This window comes from Paraburkholderia sp. Tr-20389, assembly GCF_017104565.1.
Lineage (GTDB): Bacteria > Pseudomonadota > Gammaproteobacteria > Burkholderiales > Burkholderiaceae > Paraburkholderia.
Genome location: NZ_JAAGPD010000029.1, coordinates 112,668 through 127,182 on the forward strand (window position 1 = coordinate 112,668; position 14,515 = coordinate 127,182).

At 61.3% G+C, this 14,515-nt stretch carries 16 protein-coding genes; 5 read left to right on the forward strand and 11 right to left on the reverse strand.

All coding sequences use genetic code 11. From position 1 onward, the window contains the following. Positions 1-13: 13 nt before the first annotated feature. The 9 genes from G3N95_RS24990 to G3N95_RS25030 all read right to left on the reverse strand — a co-directional run bounded on the left by G3N95_RS24990 (position 14) and on the right by G3N95_RS25030 (position 8,181). The gene (locus tag G3N95_RS24990; RefSeq protein WP_205972743.1) at positions 14-763 is read right to left on the reverse strand and encodes an electron transfer flavoprotein subunit beta/FixA family protein; all 750 of its coding nucleotides are present in this window, start codon (positions 761-763) and stop codon (positions 14-16) included. A 1-nt stretch (position 764) separates the two neighbouring features. Next, the gene (locus G3N95_RS24995; protein ID WP_205972744.1) at positions 765-1,580 is read right to left on the reverse strand and encodes an enoyl-CoA hydratase/isomerase family protein; all 816 of its coding nucleotides are present in this window, start codon (positions 1,578-1,580) and stop codon (positions 765-767) included. Then, positions 1,577-2,059 (reverse strand): thioesterase family protein, encoded by a 483-nt coding sequence (locus G3N95_RS25000; protein ID WP_241018898.1) that lies wholly within the window; start codon positions 2,057-2,059, stop codon positions 1,577-1,579. Before G3N95_RS25000 ends, G3N95_RS24995 begins: the two co-directional genes overlap by 4 nt. After that, positions 2,056-2,850: a citryl-CoA lyase gene (locus G3N95_RS25005; protein WP_205972745.1), complete on the reverse strand. Its 795-nt coding sequence runs from the start codon at positions 2,848-2,850 to the stop codon at positions 2,056-2,058. The genes G3N95_RS25000 and G3N95_RS25005 overlap by 4 nt, the downstream gene beginning before the upstream one ends. A 15-nt stretch (positions 2,851-2,865) precedes the next feature. Then, the gene (locus G3N95_RS25010) at positions 2,866-4,398 is read right to left on the reverse strand and encodes an AMP-binding protein (protein ID WP_205972746.1); all 1,533 of its coding nucleotides are present in this window, start codon (positions 4,396-4,398) and stop codon (positions 2,866-2,868) included. Then, on the reverse strand, positions 4,388-5,551 hold the full coding sequence (locus tag G3N95_RS25015; protein ID WP_205972747.1) for an acyl-CoA dehydrogenase: 1,164 nt from the start codon (positions 5,549-5,551) through the stop codon (positions 4,388-4,390). Before G3N95_RS25015 ends, G3N95_RS25010 begins: the two co-directional genes overlap by 11 nt. 142 nt (positions 5,552-5,693) lie before the next feature. Then, positions 5,694-6,344: a flavin reductase family protein gene (locus G3N95_RS25020; protein WP_205972748.1), complete on the reverse strand. Its 651-nt coding sequence runs from the start codon at positions 6,342-6,344 to the stop codon at positions 5,694-5,696. 42 nt (positions 6,345-6,386) lie between these two features. Further along, positions 6,387-7,694 carry an MFS transporter gene (locus tag G3N95_RS25025; RefSeq protein WP_241018900.1) on the reverse strand — a complete coding sequence of 436 codons (1,308 nt, stop codon included), beginning with the start codon at positions 7,692-7,694 and terminating at the stop codon, positions 6,387-6,389. Positions 7,695-7,755: 61 nt separating this feature from the next. Beyond that, positions 7,756-8,181 (reverse strand): RidA family protein, encoded by a 426-nt coding sequence (locus G3N95_RS25030; RefSeq protein ID WP_205972749.1) that lies wholly within the window; start codon positions 8,179-8,181, stop codon positions 7,756-7,758. Positions 8,182-8,571: 390 nt separating this feature from the next. On the opposite strand from G3N95_RS25030, the gene G3N95_RS25035 reads away from it, so the two are divergent. Then, positions 8,572-9,648, forward strand: coding sequence for a substrate-binding domain-containing protein (locus tag G3N95_RS25035; RefSeq protein ID WP_205972750.1), 1,077 nt, complete (start codon positions 8,572-8,574; stop codon positions 9,646-9,648). A 20-nt stretch (positions 9,649-9,668) separates the two neighbouring features. On the opposite strand, the gene G3N95_RS25040 is transcribed toward G3N95_RS25035, so the two are convergent. Beyond that, entirely contained in the window at positions 9,669-10,409 is a 741-nt protein-coding gene (locus G3N95_RS25040; RefSeq protein ID WP_205972751.1) for a glucose 1-dehydrogenase, read from the reverse strand. A gap of 72 nt (positions 10,410-10,481) precedes the next feature. On the opposite strand from G3N95_RS25040, the gene G3N95_RS25045 reads away from it, so the two are divergent. The 4 genes from G3N95_RS25045 to G3N95_RS25060 all read left to right on the forward strand — a co-directional run bounded on the left by G3N95_RS25045 (position 10,482) and on the right by G3N95_RS25060 (position 13,730). Next, entirely contained in the window at positions 10,482-11,405 is a 924-nt protein-coding gene (locus G3N95_RS25045; protein ID WP_205972752.1) for a LysR family transcriptional regulator, read from the forward strand. 79 nt (positions 11,406-11,484) lie between these two features. After that, positions 11,485-12,051, forward strand: a complete 567-nt coding sequence (locus tag G3N95_RS25050) for a TetR/AcrR family transcriptional regulator (RefSeq protein WP_205972753.1) — start codon at positions 11,485-11,487, stop codon at positions 12,049-12,051. Positions 12,052-12,244: 193 nt separating this feature from the next. After that, a complete protein-coding gene (locus G3N95_RS25055; protein ID WP_205972754.1) occupies positions 12,245-12,670 on the forward strand; it encodes an organic hydroperoxide resistance protein in 426 nt (141 codons plus the stop codon). Positions 12,671-12,701: 31 nt separating this feature from the next. Beyond that, positions 12,702-13,730 (forward strand): alpha/beta hydrolase, encoded by a 1,029-nt coding sequence (locus G3N95_RS25060; RefSeq protein ID WP_205972755.1) that lies wholly within the window; start codon positions 12,702-12,704, stop codon positions 13,728-13,730. Positions 13,731-13,784: 54 nt separating this feature from the next. On the opposite strand, the gene G3N95_RS25065 is transcribed toward G3N95_RS25060, so the two are convergent. Continuing rightward, positions 13,785-14,507 carry a haloacid dehalogenase type II gene (locus tag G3N95_RS25065; protein ID WP_205972756.1) on the reverse strand — a complete coding sequence of 241 codons (723 nt, stop codon included), beginning with the start codon at positions 14,505-14,507 and terminating at the stop codon, positions 13,785-13,787. Positions 14,508-14,515 lie beyond the last annotated feature (8 nt).

Sequence of the window (14,515 nt, forward strand, 5' to 3'; positions counted from 1 at the left end):
TTCGTCCCTCGCTTCACAAGACTTTGGCTTCTGTCTTGAGCTTCTCGACCAGCGTCTTCACGTCGGGAAGCTTCACGCCAGCGTTACGTTTAAGCGGCTCGCTGACCTTCAGCGTCTTCAGACGCGGCGTGACATCGACGCCCAGGTCTTCCGGCTTCACGGTTTCCAGCGGTCTCTTCTTCGCCTTCATGATGTTGGGCAGCGTCACGTAGCGCGGCTCGTTCAGACGCAGATCGGTCGTCACGACTGCGGGCAACTTGAGCGACAGCGTTTCGGCGCCGCCATCCACTTCGCGCGACACCGTCGCTTTGCCGTCTGCAACGACAACCTTCGATGCGAAACTCGCCTGCGGCAGGCCAGCCAAAGCAGCGAGCATCTGACCGGTCTGATTCGAATCGTCGTCGATCGCCTGCTTGCCGAGAATCACGAGCGAAGGCTGCTCCTTATCCACCAGCGCCTTCAGCAACTTCGCAACAGCGAGCGGCTGCAACTCGTCATTCGATTCGACAAGAACTGCGCGGTCCGCGCCGATCGCCAGCGCCGTACGCAGCGTTTCCTGACATTGCGCGACGCCGCAAGACACGGCGATCACTTCACTGACAATGCCCGCTTCCTTCAACCGCACCGCTTCTTCCACGGCGATTTCGTCGAACGGATTCATGGACATCTTCACGTTGGCGATGTCGACACCCGTGTGGTCCGACTTCACGCGAACCTTCACATTGGCGTCCACCGATCGCTTCACTGCTACCAGTACTTTCACGTCACTCTCCTTCGACACCCTGCAACGCAGGTGTATGCGCGCTGCCGTCGTCCTGCTCCCAAAAGCGGTCATATTCCGGCGCTCTTTTCTGCGTGAAGGCATCGAGTCCTTCCAGCCACTCGTGCCTGGGGACGTCGAGCGGCGAGCGCAGCACGCGGCCCCAGTCGATCGCCGCATGCGCTTGCAGATTGAGCCTCGCCGCTTTCAGCGCGCCGGGCGGTACGGACTCCACGATCTGTCCAGCGAGCGACAGCGCGCCCTCCAGCAGTTCATTCGCACGCAACACGCGATTGACCAGACCGATGTTCAGCGACTCTTCCGACGACACACGCCGGCGCGTCAATACGATTTCGAAAGCCCTGCGCATGCCGACGACACGCGCGAGCAACGCAAGGCCCGTATTCGGAATTACGCCGTGTCCGAGTTCGGGCATCGCGAACCACGCCGGTCCGGCTGCCACGACGAGATCGCACGCGAGCGTGAGTTCCATTCCGCCGCCGACGGCAGCGCCCTGAACGGCCGCGATCACCGGCCGATCGAATTCGGCGATGCGCCTGAACATCACAGCGGGATCGTCGGCCGGATCCGGCGATTCCATCCAGCCGTTGCGAAGATCGTCGATATTGGCGCCCGCGCAAAATGCCGTGCCTGCCGCCGCGATCACGACTGCACGCGCGCCATCGCGCAATGCCATCTCCAGCGCACTCGACACGCCACGCACGATGTCGCGCGACAGCGCGTTACGACGGTCAGGATCATTGAGCGTGACGAGCGCAATCGTTCCGCGCCGTTCGTAGAGAACCGTGTTGCCATTCATCTGGAAGCCTCCGTCGCGTCGTCGTGTTGCTCCAACAGGTACGCGCGCAATTCAGGCGCGACGGGATGAGGGCGGCCCGTTTCGCCATGTACGAGCACGCACACAGCTTCCGCTGCTGCGCAACTGCTGCCATCGGCACCGCGAAACAGGCCTTGCCTGACCCTGAACGATGTACGTCCCACGTCGACAACCCGGCTTCCCACGCTCACATATCCGGGGAAGCGCAATTCCGCACCGAACTCGATCAGCAACCTGACGACCGCCAGATTCGCCCCGTCCATCCACTTGCGAACGGCGGGTGGCGCAACGATCTCCATGCGCGCCGCTTCAAGGAAGGTCGCGATTGCCGCGTTGTTGACGTGCCTGAACTGATCCGTATCGGCATTGCGCAACTTCTCTTCCGTCCAGAAACGAAAGTCTTCGCGCCGCGCGCTCATGCGTCGTGCCGACGACATCCCGTTCGATTCGAGCGTAGTCATGCTTCTTCCCGATGCTCGTGTGGGATCAGATGCGCGGTGGCCTCGTGTTCGGTGCGCAGATACAGCGTGTTCGCGATGGGCTGGCGCATTTCTTCGAGGATGTGTCCCACCAGTCCCACCGATCGCGCGGCAACCGCCAGGCCACGGCAGATCTGCCATGGGATCCCCATTTCAGATGCGACGGCCGCCATCGCGCCCGTCACGTTCACGGGCAACGCGCGCTTGAGTTTTTCTTCAGCGGCTTTGCCGATTGCCGTCATCAGTCGAATGTAGGGTCCGTCGTACCCCGTCTCCTGCGCGACCTTGAACAACGCAGGCGCACGCGGATCGATCGGCTTGTGAAACGGATGCCCGATGCCCGGCACGATCTCCTTGCGCGCGCGGTAGTCGTCGACGATGCTGTTCGCGAGTGCGTCGATATCCGGCACATCGTGCGGATCGGGCAGCGACGCCTGCAAGAGCCGCGCCGCGTTGTCGAGCGATCCGACGAACACCGAACCCAGACCCAGCAAACCCGCAGCGACAGCCGCCTGCACTGCTTCGGGTGCGCCGGCATACGTCATGCGCGTCGCCAGCGATGACGGCGTGACGCCATGTTCGACCAGGATGACCATCATTGCGTTGAACATGCGCAATTCGCGCTCGTCGGGCAGACGGGCGAACAATTGCAAAAACGTCATCTGTCCAAAGTCGATCTTGCCGACGATCTCCTCACACAGATCGAGCCCATGAACGACGACTTTCTTCGGCGTGGCCCACGCGATGTCCGAGCGAATTTCAGCTTGTTTCATGTGCGATTTCCCGTGTTAAAGCGATGGGGTGTGAGCAAGCCCGAGACATTGCGAGGCCATATCCCGCAACACGTTCTTCAGGATCTTCACGCCGTTGGGACCGTCCCGCTGCGGAAACGCATCGACGGCGACGATGCGGCGCGGAACCTTGAAGCCGGCGATGCCCTGCTTGCAATACGCAAGCAATTCGTCTTCGCTTGCAGGAGTCGTCGAACGGAGAACGAACGCGACGGCCACGTCGCCTTCACCTTCGACGTGCACGCCGACCACCTGCGCCGCGAGCACGGCCGGATGCTCTGCGAGAAACACCTCGACTTCACCGGGGTCGACCAGGTAGCCTCGCAAACGGAGACTGTCGCGGATGCGGCCTACGTAGAAGAACGCGTGGCCGTCTGCATAGGCTAGATCGCCCGTCCTGAACCATCCGTCCGGCGTGAAGGCCGCCGTCGTCGCGACCGGGTTGTTCAGATAGCCGGCCATCACGTTATAGCCGCGCAACTGCAGTTCGCCCTGTTGCCTGTCGGGCAACTGCTCGCCGCTTGCAGGATCGACGATCCGGAAGACGATGTCGGTCGAAACGGGGATACCGCCCGGCATGCCTCGTTGTTCGGCATCGCCTTCGGCGTCGCGCATCGCCGTCATCGCGAAGCATTCCGACATGCCGTATAAGGCTCTCAAGCGTACGCCCCAAGCCGTCCACGCTTTGGCGATGACGCTTTTGCCAAGGCCAGCATACTCAGGGAAGGCACCGCATCGCCAGCTAGCGAGCGAGTAGTTGCCGGCGTTGAGCACCATGTCGAACATGGCATCCGAACCGAAGAAGTGCGTGACGCGCCGGCGCTCGATCGCCGCGGCAGCTGCTTCAGCCTTGAACACGGGCAAGAGCACACACGCCGCCCCCGAAGCGAGCGCCGCGATGGCCTGCACGAATCCCAGCACGCCGTACAGCGGCAATGCACACAGCACCACATCGCCCGCGCGCATATCGTTGATGTGCGCGATGTTGCGCGCATGCCGCGCAATCCCGCCGGCTGTATGCGCGGCGAGCTTCGGCTGGCCCGTCGTTCCCGAGGTCATGAACGTGCAAAGCAGATCGGTGTCACGGCCGTCCCACTCCGGATACGGTTCGCACGTACTCCATTCGGGAAGATCGAACTGCGCCACTTCAACGACGTGCTGCAACAGATCGCAAGACGCCTTGATTTCATTCGCGGCGCCGACGTAGTCGAAATCCAGGAAGTTCTGCGGCACCACGAGCACGCGCGCCTTCGAGGTCTTCACGACGTGCAGCGCCTCTTGCAGCCTGAAGCGCGTGCTGACGGGGATCATCAACACGCCGAGTTGCGCGGCCGCGAAGAACAGTTGCATCCACACGGCCCCATCAGGCAGCCACACTGCGACCGAATCGCCGCGCTTCACATCGAGGTCATGCAGGAACGTCGCGGCACGTTGCGCTGCGATTGCGAGTTCGCCGCGCGTCAACGTTCGTTCGCCGTGATGCAATGCGACGAGATCGGCGTCGCCGGATTCGAGCAGATCAAACGCCATGACGGCCTCCCGCAGTGGCAAACGCGGCACGCGCGATCTGGATGCGCTGCATTTCCGAAGTGCCTTCGCCGATACGGAAAGCGCGGGCGTCGCGATAGAAGCGTTCGATAGGCAGTTCTGTCATGTAGCCCATGCCGCCGAAGATCTGCAGCACGCGATCCGTGACGCGGCACCCCATTTCACTCGCGTAAAGCTTCGCGCGACACGCCGCGACATGCGCACCCGGATCGTTCGCTTCGATCATCTCCGCTGCTGCGCGAATCAGCATGCGCGCCGCTTCGATTTCCACGTCGTTGTCGGCGATCATGAACTGGATGGCCTGGTGCTGCGAGAGATGCGCACCAAAAGCCTTGCGTTCCAGCGCATATTCGCAGGCCATCGCCTGAGCGCGCGCCGACAGACCGAGAGAGCGGCTCGCCGACAGCAGCCGGTCCTGATTGATCGACTGCATCATGCCGAGAAAACCTGCATTGGGCTCGCCGAGCAGATCGTCGTCGGGAACAAAGCAGTTTTCGAGCGTAAAGCCATTGAGGTGGTAACCGCGCCAACCCATCTTCCGGTAGCGCGTCATCCCGACGACACCCGGATTGCCGCCACGGACGATAAAGGTCGTGAGCTTGTTCTTCAACGCCGCCGACGGCTCCGTCACGGCCAGCACGATGATGTAGTCGGCCGTTTCGGCGTGCGAGATGAAATGCTTGCTTCCGTTCAGCCGCCAGCCGCCCGTCACCTTCTCCGCGCGCGTGCGCAGTCCGCCGAGATCCGAGCCCGCGTTGGGCTCCGTCAACGCGTACGTGACGGTCTTCTTGCCAGACAGGATGTCGGGCAGCAGTTCGGCGCGCTGACGCTCATCGGCCTGCGTCAGTTGCAGCGGCAAATGACCGAATACCTCGCTCAGCGGCACGGACGTATGCGTGAGTTCTTCGAGAATCGCGACTTTCGCGGCGGCAGTCAGGCCAGGGCCGCCGATGCTGTCAGGAAGGTTGAAGCCATACAGGCCCAGCGCCGCGACTTCCGCGCGCAACTGGGCGAGCAGTTCCGTGCTGACGTCGTCATCGGTTTCGATCTGTTGTTCGAGGGGAACGAGCCGGTTGCGCACAAAACGACGTGCGGTTTCTCGAATCATGGCTACTTCGTTATCGATCTGGATCATGGTGCTCTCACTTTTCGAAAACGATTTCGATGAACAATGCTTTCACCTTTGTCGGATCAAGTCAAGTTTACGAAGGGAAATTATCTAAATCGTTTTCGACAACATTGGGGCGAACTCGCATTAACGCGCTGACGCGCGGCAGCTAGATCGTGGGACGGAACATCTGGAACATCTCGCCGATCTGCGCGTAATCGCCGAGATAGCCGGCGCGCATGATGGGTTGCGCGGCACGCGTATCGAACAGGCCGCCTTTCAGATACGCCTTCTGGATATGCACGCCGACAACCTGCCCAAGCACGAGCCAGTTGTCGGTTGGTTTGTTGCGCAGATCGTGCAGACGCATGACTTGCAACAGCTTGCATTCGAGCGCCGCGGGCGATTCACCGACACGCGGTGCCGACACATTGCGCCCCGCAACGGGCGTCAGATCAGCTAACCGAAACTCGTCGACGTCGGGCGCAACGGGAGCCGACGTGCGGTTCATCTGCTCCGCCAGCGGTCGCGTCGCAAGACTCCAGACGAACTCGCCCGTCTCCTCGATATTGCGAAGACTGTCTTTACGGCCCTCGCTGCAAAAGCCGATGATGGGCGGAACACTCGCAAATGCACCAAAGAAGCTATATGGCGCGAGATTCGACTGACCACTCGCCGATCGGCTCGATATCCAGCCGATCAGGCGCGGCGCGACGATCGCCTTGAACGGATCGTGCGGCAAACCGTGTCCTTCGGCGGGATCGTAAAACGCGACATCCGACTCGGAGTCCAATGTCTCGACTCCCAATTCGCTACTCATGCGTGTCTCCATTGAAGCGGCGTGTGCAAACGGGTTGAACGGCTAGCGGCGCGTCGGACTTGCCTGCTCCAGCATATCCAGCCGATCGAATGAATCGTCGCTAAGTGCCACGTTCGTGAGATCGCGGCCGCGCGTCTCGGGCAGGAAGCTCAGCGCAAGCAGCGCGCAGAAATAGCCGATAAAACAGAACACGGCAATCGCACCCACCATGCCCATGCGCTCCGCGACGATGCCGACCGCTGCGACGCTCAACGCACCAACCGACTTGCCGACGTTGTACGAAAAGCCCATACATGTCGTTCGGATTTGCGTGGGGAACAGTTCCGACAGCATCGGCCCCATACCGGCAAATGCGCCGTTGATGCCCATGCCGACAGGCAGTCCCAATGCCGCCAATAGCCACGCATCCAGCGGCAAGAACAGATAGCAGCCCGTCAGCAGCGCGGAAAACAGACAGAACGCGATCGCGGTGGAGCGGCGGCCGAGCGAGTCGTTGAGATACGCGAAACCGACTTGCCCGATGAACGAACCGATGCTCATCATCGTCGCCATCATCGCGACGGTCGACACCGGCAAGTGACGGACCTGAACGAGCATCGTGGGCAGCCAGATCATGATCGCGTAGCTGCTTGCCTGAAGGCCCGTAACCAGCAGCGCAGCAAGGAAGCTCGCGCGCCGCACGTCCTTATGAAATGCCGAGTGCCACGTCGCGACGACTGCGCCGCCCGTCGCCTTCTTCATTTCGCGGAACAGTTCCGGCTCCGGAATGTATCGGCGGATCAACAGCACTACGAGTGCGGGCACCACGCCGATCCAGAACGCAGACCTCCATGCAACCGATGCAGGCAGATAGGCGAGAAGCAGGCCCGTGAGCACGGCGGCCATCGCCCAACCCACTGAGAAGCCGCTCTGAACGAGGCCCAGCGCCTTGCCTCGATGCACGGGATTGATGACTTCCGCCATCAACGCGGCGCCGACGGCCCATTCGGCGCCGAACCCCAGGCCCTGCAATGCGCGCACGATCAGCAGCTGATGATACGAATGCGTGAAGCCCGCCATCACGCTGAACGCCGTGAACCAGATGATCGAGCCCGTCAGAATGCGCACGCGTCCGTGACGATCGCTCAAGATTCCCGATACCCATCCGCCGATCGAAGCGGCCAGTAACGACGACGTCGCGATCAGCCCCGCTTCGCCTTTCGAAAAATGCCACGCAGCCATCAGAGTCGGCAGAAGAAACGCCAACACCTGGTTGTCGAAGCTGTCCAGCGTCCAGCCGCAGAAGCATCCCCAGAACGTACGCCGCTCTGCTGGGGCGGCCGCTCGATACCAATCAAATACCTGCACCATGACCTCCTCGTTGGAACATCGCAATGCTTTCCTGTTTGCCCTATCGATTCGAACTGTTGCGTTACGCACCTCCACTGCCTGTGAGGTGCGAATCGCCACAAAGGGCAACCGCACTGATTTCCACCTGCGCGCCGTAATGCAGCTCGCCGCATGGCACGACGGTGCGGGCCGGCGCAGGATCGCCGACGAACTCCCGATAGATTTCATTCACGCGGGGCCACGCTTCGATGTCGGCAACATAGACCTGGACGCTCAAAAGCTGTCGCATATCGCTTCCCGCCGCTCGCAGCACTTCGCGCATATTCGAGAGCGCCTGGCGGACCTGCGCATCGAGTCCTTCTGCAAGGACGACGTCGCCGTGGTCGTTCATGAGCGGCAGCTGACCCGAGACGAAGACGAAGCCGTTCGCTCTGGTTGCCTGCGCATAGTGTCCGCGTGGCAAAGGGGCGCTCGGGGTAAGAATATGTTCAATCAAAACATTCACCATTCAGTCGATGTTGTCCGGTTCAATTTCCGGCTTGTTTCGAAAACGATTTCGAACGAAAGATAGCAGCGGGTCTGGAGGAATACAAGTGATGCAAAATTCCTCCGAAAACGTTTTTGGAGAAGTACCTTGCGCTCGATTCGCCGGACAGCCCCACCGCACAAGTCCGTCGACGATGATCCGAACGCTTTTCGTGAACCTTCGACCAAACCGCACAAGGGGTAAACACCGACGCGAAAACCGCCCTTCACTCGCAAGCGTTGCCGATAAATTGTCGAAAACGTTTTTTGTCTGATCAACGCTTGCCGTTCTTCACATCGCCGCATGCGGCGTAGAATGTCGAGCATCGTTTTCGGCGAGTTCGCAGGCGCGAACCTGAAGAGAGAAGCTGGTATGAACATTCAAGAATTTGCGGCCTCGCTCAAGCTTTCCGTCAGCACGGTATCGAAGGCCTTGAACGGCAGGGAAGACGTCAGTGCCGAGACGCGCAAACGCGTCCTCGAAGCTGCCGAGCTTCACGGCTTTTCGCCGGATCCGGCTGCGCGCCGCTTGCGCCGGCAATCGGCGGACACCGTCGCTTTTGTCGTATCGCCGCCGCAAACATCGTTCGCGCACCCGTTCTTCCTCGACATGTTGATGGGCGTGAACGACGCGATGGATAACAGCGGCCTTCAGGTCATCGTCGCGTCCGCACGAAGCGTCGAATCGGAACTCGATGTGTTCAAGCGGCTCATCGAACGTCAGCGCGTCGATGCGTTGCTGTTTGGGCGCACACGCAGGCAGGACGAGCGCATTGCGTATCTGCTCGAACGCGATATTCCATTTGTCGCTTTCGGCCGAAGCGAGACGTCCAGCGATTTCCCGTATGTCGATATCGATCATCACGTGGTCGGTCGCGCCGGTTGTGCGCGCTTCATCGCATTGGGGCATCGGCGCATTGCGCTGGTTCATGCGCCCGAGTACCTGATGTTCAGCCACCTGGAGCATCAGGGATATGCGGAAGCGTTGCGCGCCGCGAAGATCCGCTACGACAAGTCGCTCTGCGTCGAAGCGGCGATATCCGAAGAAGGCGGCGCGGAGGCCGCGCGCCGCTTGCTGGCCCTGCCCGATCCACCTACGGCGATCGTTTGCGGACACGATCTGATTGCGTTGGGTGTGTTGCGCGGCATTGCTGAAACGGGCCGCGTGGCGGGGCGCGACGTCGGTGTCATCGGTGGGGACAATCATCCGATCGGGCGCTATGTGCAGCCCGCGCTGACAACCTTTTCGGCAGAGACGCACCGCGCGGGCAAGCGCATGGCCGAGATGCTGCTCGCACGGCTGGCGGGCACGCCGGCGCAAGATCTGCAGGAAGTGTGGGCGCCCGAGTTGATCATCCGTTCGTCCGACGGCCCGCATCGTGTTCAGGATACGGGTTCCGCGCCGGGCAAATCGGGTGCGTCCAAACGGACGCGCACTGTTCAGGCGTAAGCCGCCATGGCAAAACCGAACTAGAAAACCAGACCGCCCGCTACGTCGATTGTCGATCCCGTCACCCAGCCCGCATCGTCGGATGCGGCAAACGAAACAGCCGCCGCGATGTCATTCGGCTGACCTGCTCGGCCAAGCGGCGTCTTCGCGATGAACGGCTGGATGAGATCGCGCGGCAAGTGGCGGTTCCCTTCCGTCTCCGTGAATCCGGGCGCAATACCGACCACGCGAATCCGCCGCGCGCCGAGTTCCATGCCGAGCGTACGCGTCAGCACGTCGACGGCGCCCTTGGTCGCGCAGTACGCATGCGCCATCGGGTTCGGACTCTTCGCGACGCCGGAACTGATGTTCACGACGACGCCGCCCGCGGGAAGCACACGCGCCGCCGCCTGAGTCATCAGCAGCAGACCGCGCACGTTCACGCTGAAATGACGGTCGATGCTTTCGGCCGTCAGCGTGTCGAGCGAATCGATGTCGTAGATGCCAGCATTGTTCACCAGCACATCGAGCTTGCCGAACGCTTCGAGCGTCGCTTCGACGAGCGCCCTCGGCTCGCCATCTTTCGCGACATCCGCGCGCACAGCGATCGCTTCGCCACCCGACGCCGCGATACGCGCGACGACCGCATCCGCGAACGTCGCGTCGCGCGTGTAGTTGACCACGACCTTCGCCCCGTCCGCCGCGAGCCGCTCCGCGATGGCCGCCCCGATGCCCTTCGACGATCCCGTGACGATCGCGACCTTGCCTGCCAATCGATTCATCCGTTGCTCCTAATTGTGAAGTCAGACTGTATGGTAGGCTGCGCTCAATCCCCGATAAAGCGGCAGAACAGGATGGACCATGAAGACACGCTTCACAATGCCGCAAGTCTTCCGGATCTGCTTCCGGGCATAGCGGCGTTCGCGCGGGTCGCGCATCACCGCAGCTTCACGCGTGCAGCGAATGAGCTTGGCGTGTCGACCTCGGCGCTGTCCCAAACGCTGCGCACGCTCGAAGCGCGCCTCGGCGTGCGCCTGCTCGAACGCTCGACGCGCAAGGTCGGGCTGACGGAGCTGGGCCAGCGCTTCCTGCAAAGCGCGCAGCCTGCACTGGCCGCACTGCACGGCGCCGTGAACGACGTGCACGACATGCGCGACAAGCCTGCCGGTATGCTGCGTCTGAACGTATCGCGCATCGCTGCCGAGATTCTCGTGATGCCGCATCTCACGCCGTTTCTTGAGGCATATCCCGACATCACCGTCGAACTGCATTGCGACAACGCGCTGATCGACATCGTGAGCGGCGGCTTCGACGCGGGTATCCGGTTGTCGGAGAACCTGTCGCAGGACGTGGTGGCGGTGCCGCTCGGTGGCGCGCAACGCCTCGCAACGGTCGCCGCGCCCCACTATCTGAGCGGGCGCACGATGCCGCGCGAACCGGGCGATCTCGCAGCGCATCGCTGCCTCAACGTGCGCTTGCAGAACGGCCTGTTTCGATGGGCGTATCAGACGGACGGCCGCGAATTTTCCGTCGATACACCGGGGCCGCTCGTCACCAACGACGGCGATCTGCTGCTTTCCGCGATTCGTAGTGGTGCGGGTATCGGCTGCACGCTCGAAGCCGTGATCGCCGACGATATCCGCACCGGCCGTCTGATTCCGCTTCTTGAGCCATGGTGGCCCAGTTTCCCGGGCTTCCACGTGTACTATTCGAGCCGCGTGCACGTGCCGCGCAAGCTGCGCGCGTTCATCGATTTCATGCAGGCGCGCTCGTCGTAAAGGCGCGGGAGCGCGATCCTTCGAGTCGGCCGCAAAAAAGTGCTTGACTGTCTATCTAGCAGTAGATAAAGTTCGGCACATGGAACCGACAAACACCGTCCGCGATCAGATTCTGGAGCACGCCATCACGTTGATGATGCTGCGCGGCTACAACGGCTTTAGCTATCGCGACCTGTCGGAGCTGGTCGGCGTGAAGACTTCGAGCATCCACTATTACTTCCCGTCGAAAGACGACCTGGTACTCGAAGCGGTCAATCAGTACAGCACCGAAATACTCGGCACGTTGAGTTCCATCGACGCTTCGCTTCCTGCCGATCAGAAGCTCGGCAAATACACGAAGCTGTTCGGCAGAACGTTGGGCGAAGGCGACCAGATCTGCCTGTGCGGCATGCTCGCCGCCGATATCGAGGCACTGCCCGATAACGTGCGCACTGCCGTGCAGGCATTCTTCAAGGCCAACGAGAGCTGGCTCGCGAAGGTGCTGGCGCAAGGCGTGAAGGAGCGCACATTGCACGTCAACGGCAAGCCTGAAAACGCGGCACGTGCTTTGTACGCCGCTTATCAGGGTAGCGTGCTGGCCAGCCGTCTGTTCAAGACGAAGGCTCGGCTTGAAGACGTCGAGGCTTCATGGAAGGTTTCGAAGTAGCGGTACGTGGAGGCGGTTGTTGTCGACCGCCTTTTGTTGGGCGTTGTTGCCTATCTTCTAGTAGATAAACAGCGGCACGAATCAGGATGTCGATGCAGTGCGAAGGTTCGCACCGATATCTATCTAGTAGTAGATAGCAAAACAGAAACCCTATTGCAGGTTCATTCAATCATTGCTTTTCAGGAGTTACATCATGTCGATCGAAAAAGTTCTGTACCGCGCTCATGCTCACGCCACGGGAGGCCGTGACGGCCGCGCGGTCGTACCCGAAGGCAAGCTTGATTTCAAGCTGGTCACGCCGCGTGAACTCGGCGGCACAGGCGGCGAAGGCGCCAACCCGGAGCAGCTGTTCGCGGCCGGCTATAGCGCTTGTTTCCTCGGTGCGATGAAGTTCGTCGCGGCGCGTGACAAGACGCCGATTCCCGCAGACGTATCCATCGACGGCAATGTCGGCATCGGCGCGATTCCGAACGGCTTCGGCATCGAAGTCGAACTGCAGATTTCGCTGCCCGGCATGCCCCGCGACGCCGCTCAGGCACTGATCGACAAGGCGCACATCGTGTGTCCGTACTCGAATGCAACGCGCGGCAATATCGACGTCACGTTGACGCTGGTTTGAAACAACATCGTTAGAACACTGGAGCACTGAAATGAAAGCCCTCAAGCCCCTCGTCCTTGCTGCCGTTCTTGCTGCGAATGCCATGATCGCTTCCGCTGCTACGCCCGCCGCGCAGCCGACGCCGGATCGCGTCACCACCGGTTTCCTGAAAGCGCTCAACAGCGGTACGGGTCCTGCCCTCAACACACTGCCGCCGGTAAAGGCGCGTCAGGTGCTGATCGACGCTCAGAACAGCGTGAAAGTCGATCTGTCGGGCATCGACGTATCGAACCGCACGATCGAACAGGACGGCATCAGCGTGCCGGTAACCATCGTGCGTCCGCAGGGCGCGACGGGCACGCTACCCGTGTTCATGTTCTTCCACGGCGGCGGGTGGATTCTCGGCGATTTCCAGACCCACGAACGGCTCGTGCGCGATCTCGTCGTACAATCAGGCGCAGTGGCCGTGTTCGTGAACTACACGCCGTCGCCCGAAGCCCGCTATCCCGTCGCCATCAATCAGGCGTATGCGGCGACCAAATGGGTTGCCGGACACGGCAATGAGATCGGCGTGGACGGCAGCCGGCTCGCCGTGGTCGGCAACAGCGTGGGCGGCAACATGGCGGCCGTCGTCAGCCTGATGGCGAAGGACAAGCAGGGTCCGCAGATTCGCTTCCAGGGCTTGATGTGGCCCGTCACCGATGCGAACTTCAACGACGGCTCGTATCTCGCGTATCGTGACAAGCATTTCCTGACCCGCGCGATGATGCAGTGGTTCTGGGACGCCTACACGCAAGACCCTGCACAGCGTGCCCAGATCTACGCATCGCCGCTGCGTGCTTCAGAGGATGAACTGAAGGGTCTGCCGCCCGCGCTGATTCAGGTTGCGCAATTCGACGTGCTGCGCGACGAAGGTGAAGCGTACGGACACAAGCTCGATGCAGCGGGCAACGAAGTCACGACGACGCGCTATAACGGCACGATCCACGATTTCGGCCTTCTCAATGCACTCGCCGCCGATGCACCGACGCAAGCAGCGACGAAGCAGCTCGCAAACGAAATCAAAACGCGCCTGAAATAATCGGCAGTAGGTATGCAGGCATGATGGTGCAGACGCCATCATGCCTTGCTGTATTCAAACACCGAGCTGTTTCGCGAGATCCACGAGATCCTGCGCGACCCAATCCCAGTTTCCCGCCGGCTTCAAGTCCGTTGTTTGCGCCGCGCCGTGTTCATGCGGACGCGGGATAAAGGCCGTTCTCAAGCCGCATTTCTGCGCCGCTGCAAGATCGCTGTTGTGCGCAGCGACCATGCAAACCTCACCGGGCGACAGCATCAGCACATCGACTGTGCGCAGATAGGCTTCCGGCGTCGGCTTGTACGCTTGCGCAACCTCTGCGCCGAGAATCGCGTCCCACGGCAAACCGCCATGCTTCGCCATATCGATCATTAGCCTGACGTTGCCGTTGGACAGCGGTGCAATGATGTAGCGCGACTTGAGCCGCGTGAGTCCTTCGACGGTATCCGGCCATGGGTCCAGCCGATGCCACGCCAGGTTGAGATCGTCGAGTTCGACCGCCGGCACCTGTGTATGGTCGATACCCGATTCGTTCAAGACCTCATCGAGATTCTCGCGATGCAGCAGGTCGAGTTTCATGAAAGGACGTTCGCCGCTGCGGACTTTTTCCATCGCCGGCTGATAGCGCGCACGCCATGCATCCGCGAATGCATCGGCTTGCTGCGCGCTGCGCCCATGCCGCTGCAGAAAAACGGCCGCTTCACGCGCGACGCCGCCGCGCCAGTCGACCAACGTGCCGAAAACATCGAACACCAGGGCTTTAACGTTTGATGTATACATTACTCGAA

Bases quoted from the DNA above. Each gene is read 5' to 3' on its own strand.
- G3N95_RS24995 (WP_205972744.1), bottom strand. From the start codon at position 1,580: ATGAATGGCAACACGGTTCTCTACGAACGGCGCGGAACGATTGCGCTC.
- G3N95_RS25000 (WP_241018898.1), bottom strand. From the start codon at position 2,059: ATGACTACGCTCGAATCGAACGGGATGTCGTCGGCACGACGCATGAGC.
- G3N95_RS25005 (WP_205972745.1), bottom strand. From the start codon at position 2,850: ATGAAACAAGCTGAAATTCGCTCGGACATCGCGTGGGCCACGCCGAAG.
- G3N95_RS25010 (WP_205972746.1), bottom strand. From the start codon at position 4,398: ATGGCGTTTGATCTGCTCGAATCCGGCGACGCCGATCTCGTCGCATTG.
- G3N95_RS25015 (WP_205972747.1), bottom strand. From the start codon at position 5,551: ATGATCCAGATCGATAACGAAGTAGCCATGATTCGAGAAACCGCACGT.
- G3N95_RS25020 (WP_205972748.1), bottom strand. From the start codon at position 6,344: ATGAGTAGCGAATTGGGAGTCGAGACATTGGACTCCGAGTCGGATGTC.
- G3N95_RS25025 (WP_241018900.1), bottom strand. From the start codon at position 7,694: ATGGTGCAGGTATTTGATTGGTATCGAGCGGCCGCCCCAGCAGAGCGG.
- G3N95_RS25030 (WP_205972749.1), bottom strand. From the start codon at position 8,181: ATGGTGAATGTTTTGATTGAACATATTCTTACCCCGAGCGCCCCTTTG.
- G3N95_RS25035 (WP_205972750.1), top strand. From the start codon at position 8,572: ATGAACATTCAAGAATTTGCGGCCTCGCTCAAGCTTTCCGTCAGCACG.
- G3N95_RS25040 (WP_205972751.1), bottom strand. From the start codon at position 10,409: ATGAATCGATTGGCAGGCAAGGTCGCGATCGTCACGGGATCGTCGAAG.
- G3N95_RS25045 (WP_205972752.1), top strand. From the start codon at position 10,482: ATGGACCATGAAGACACGCTTCACAATGCCGCAAGTCTTCCGGATCTG.
- G3N95_RS25050 (WP_205972753.1), top strand. From the start codon at position 11,485: ATGGAACCGACAAACACCGTCCGCGATCAGATTCTGGAGCACGCCATC.
- G3N95_RS25055 (WP_205972754.1), top strand. From the start codon at position 12,245: ATGTCGATCGAAAAAGTTCTGTACCGCGCTCATGCTCACGCCACGGGA.
- G3N95_RS25060 (WP_205972755.1), top strand. From the start codon at position 12,702: ATGAAAGCCCTCAAGCCCCTCGTCCTTGCTGCCGTTCTTGCTGCGAAT.
- G3N95_RS25065 (WP_205972756.1), bottom strand. From the start codon at position 14,507: ATGTATACATCAAACGTTAAAGCCCTGGTGTTCGATGTTTTCGGCACG.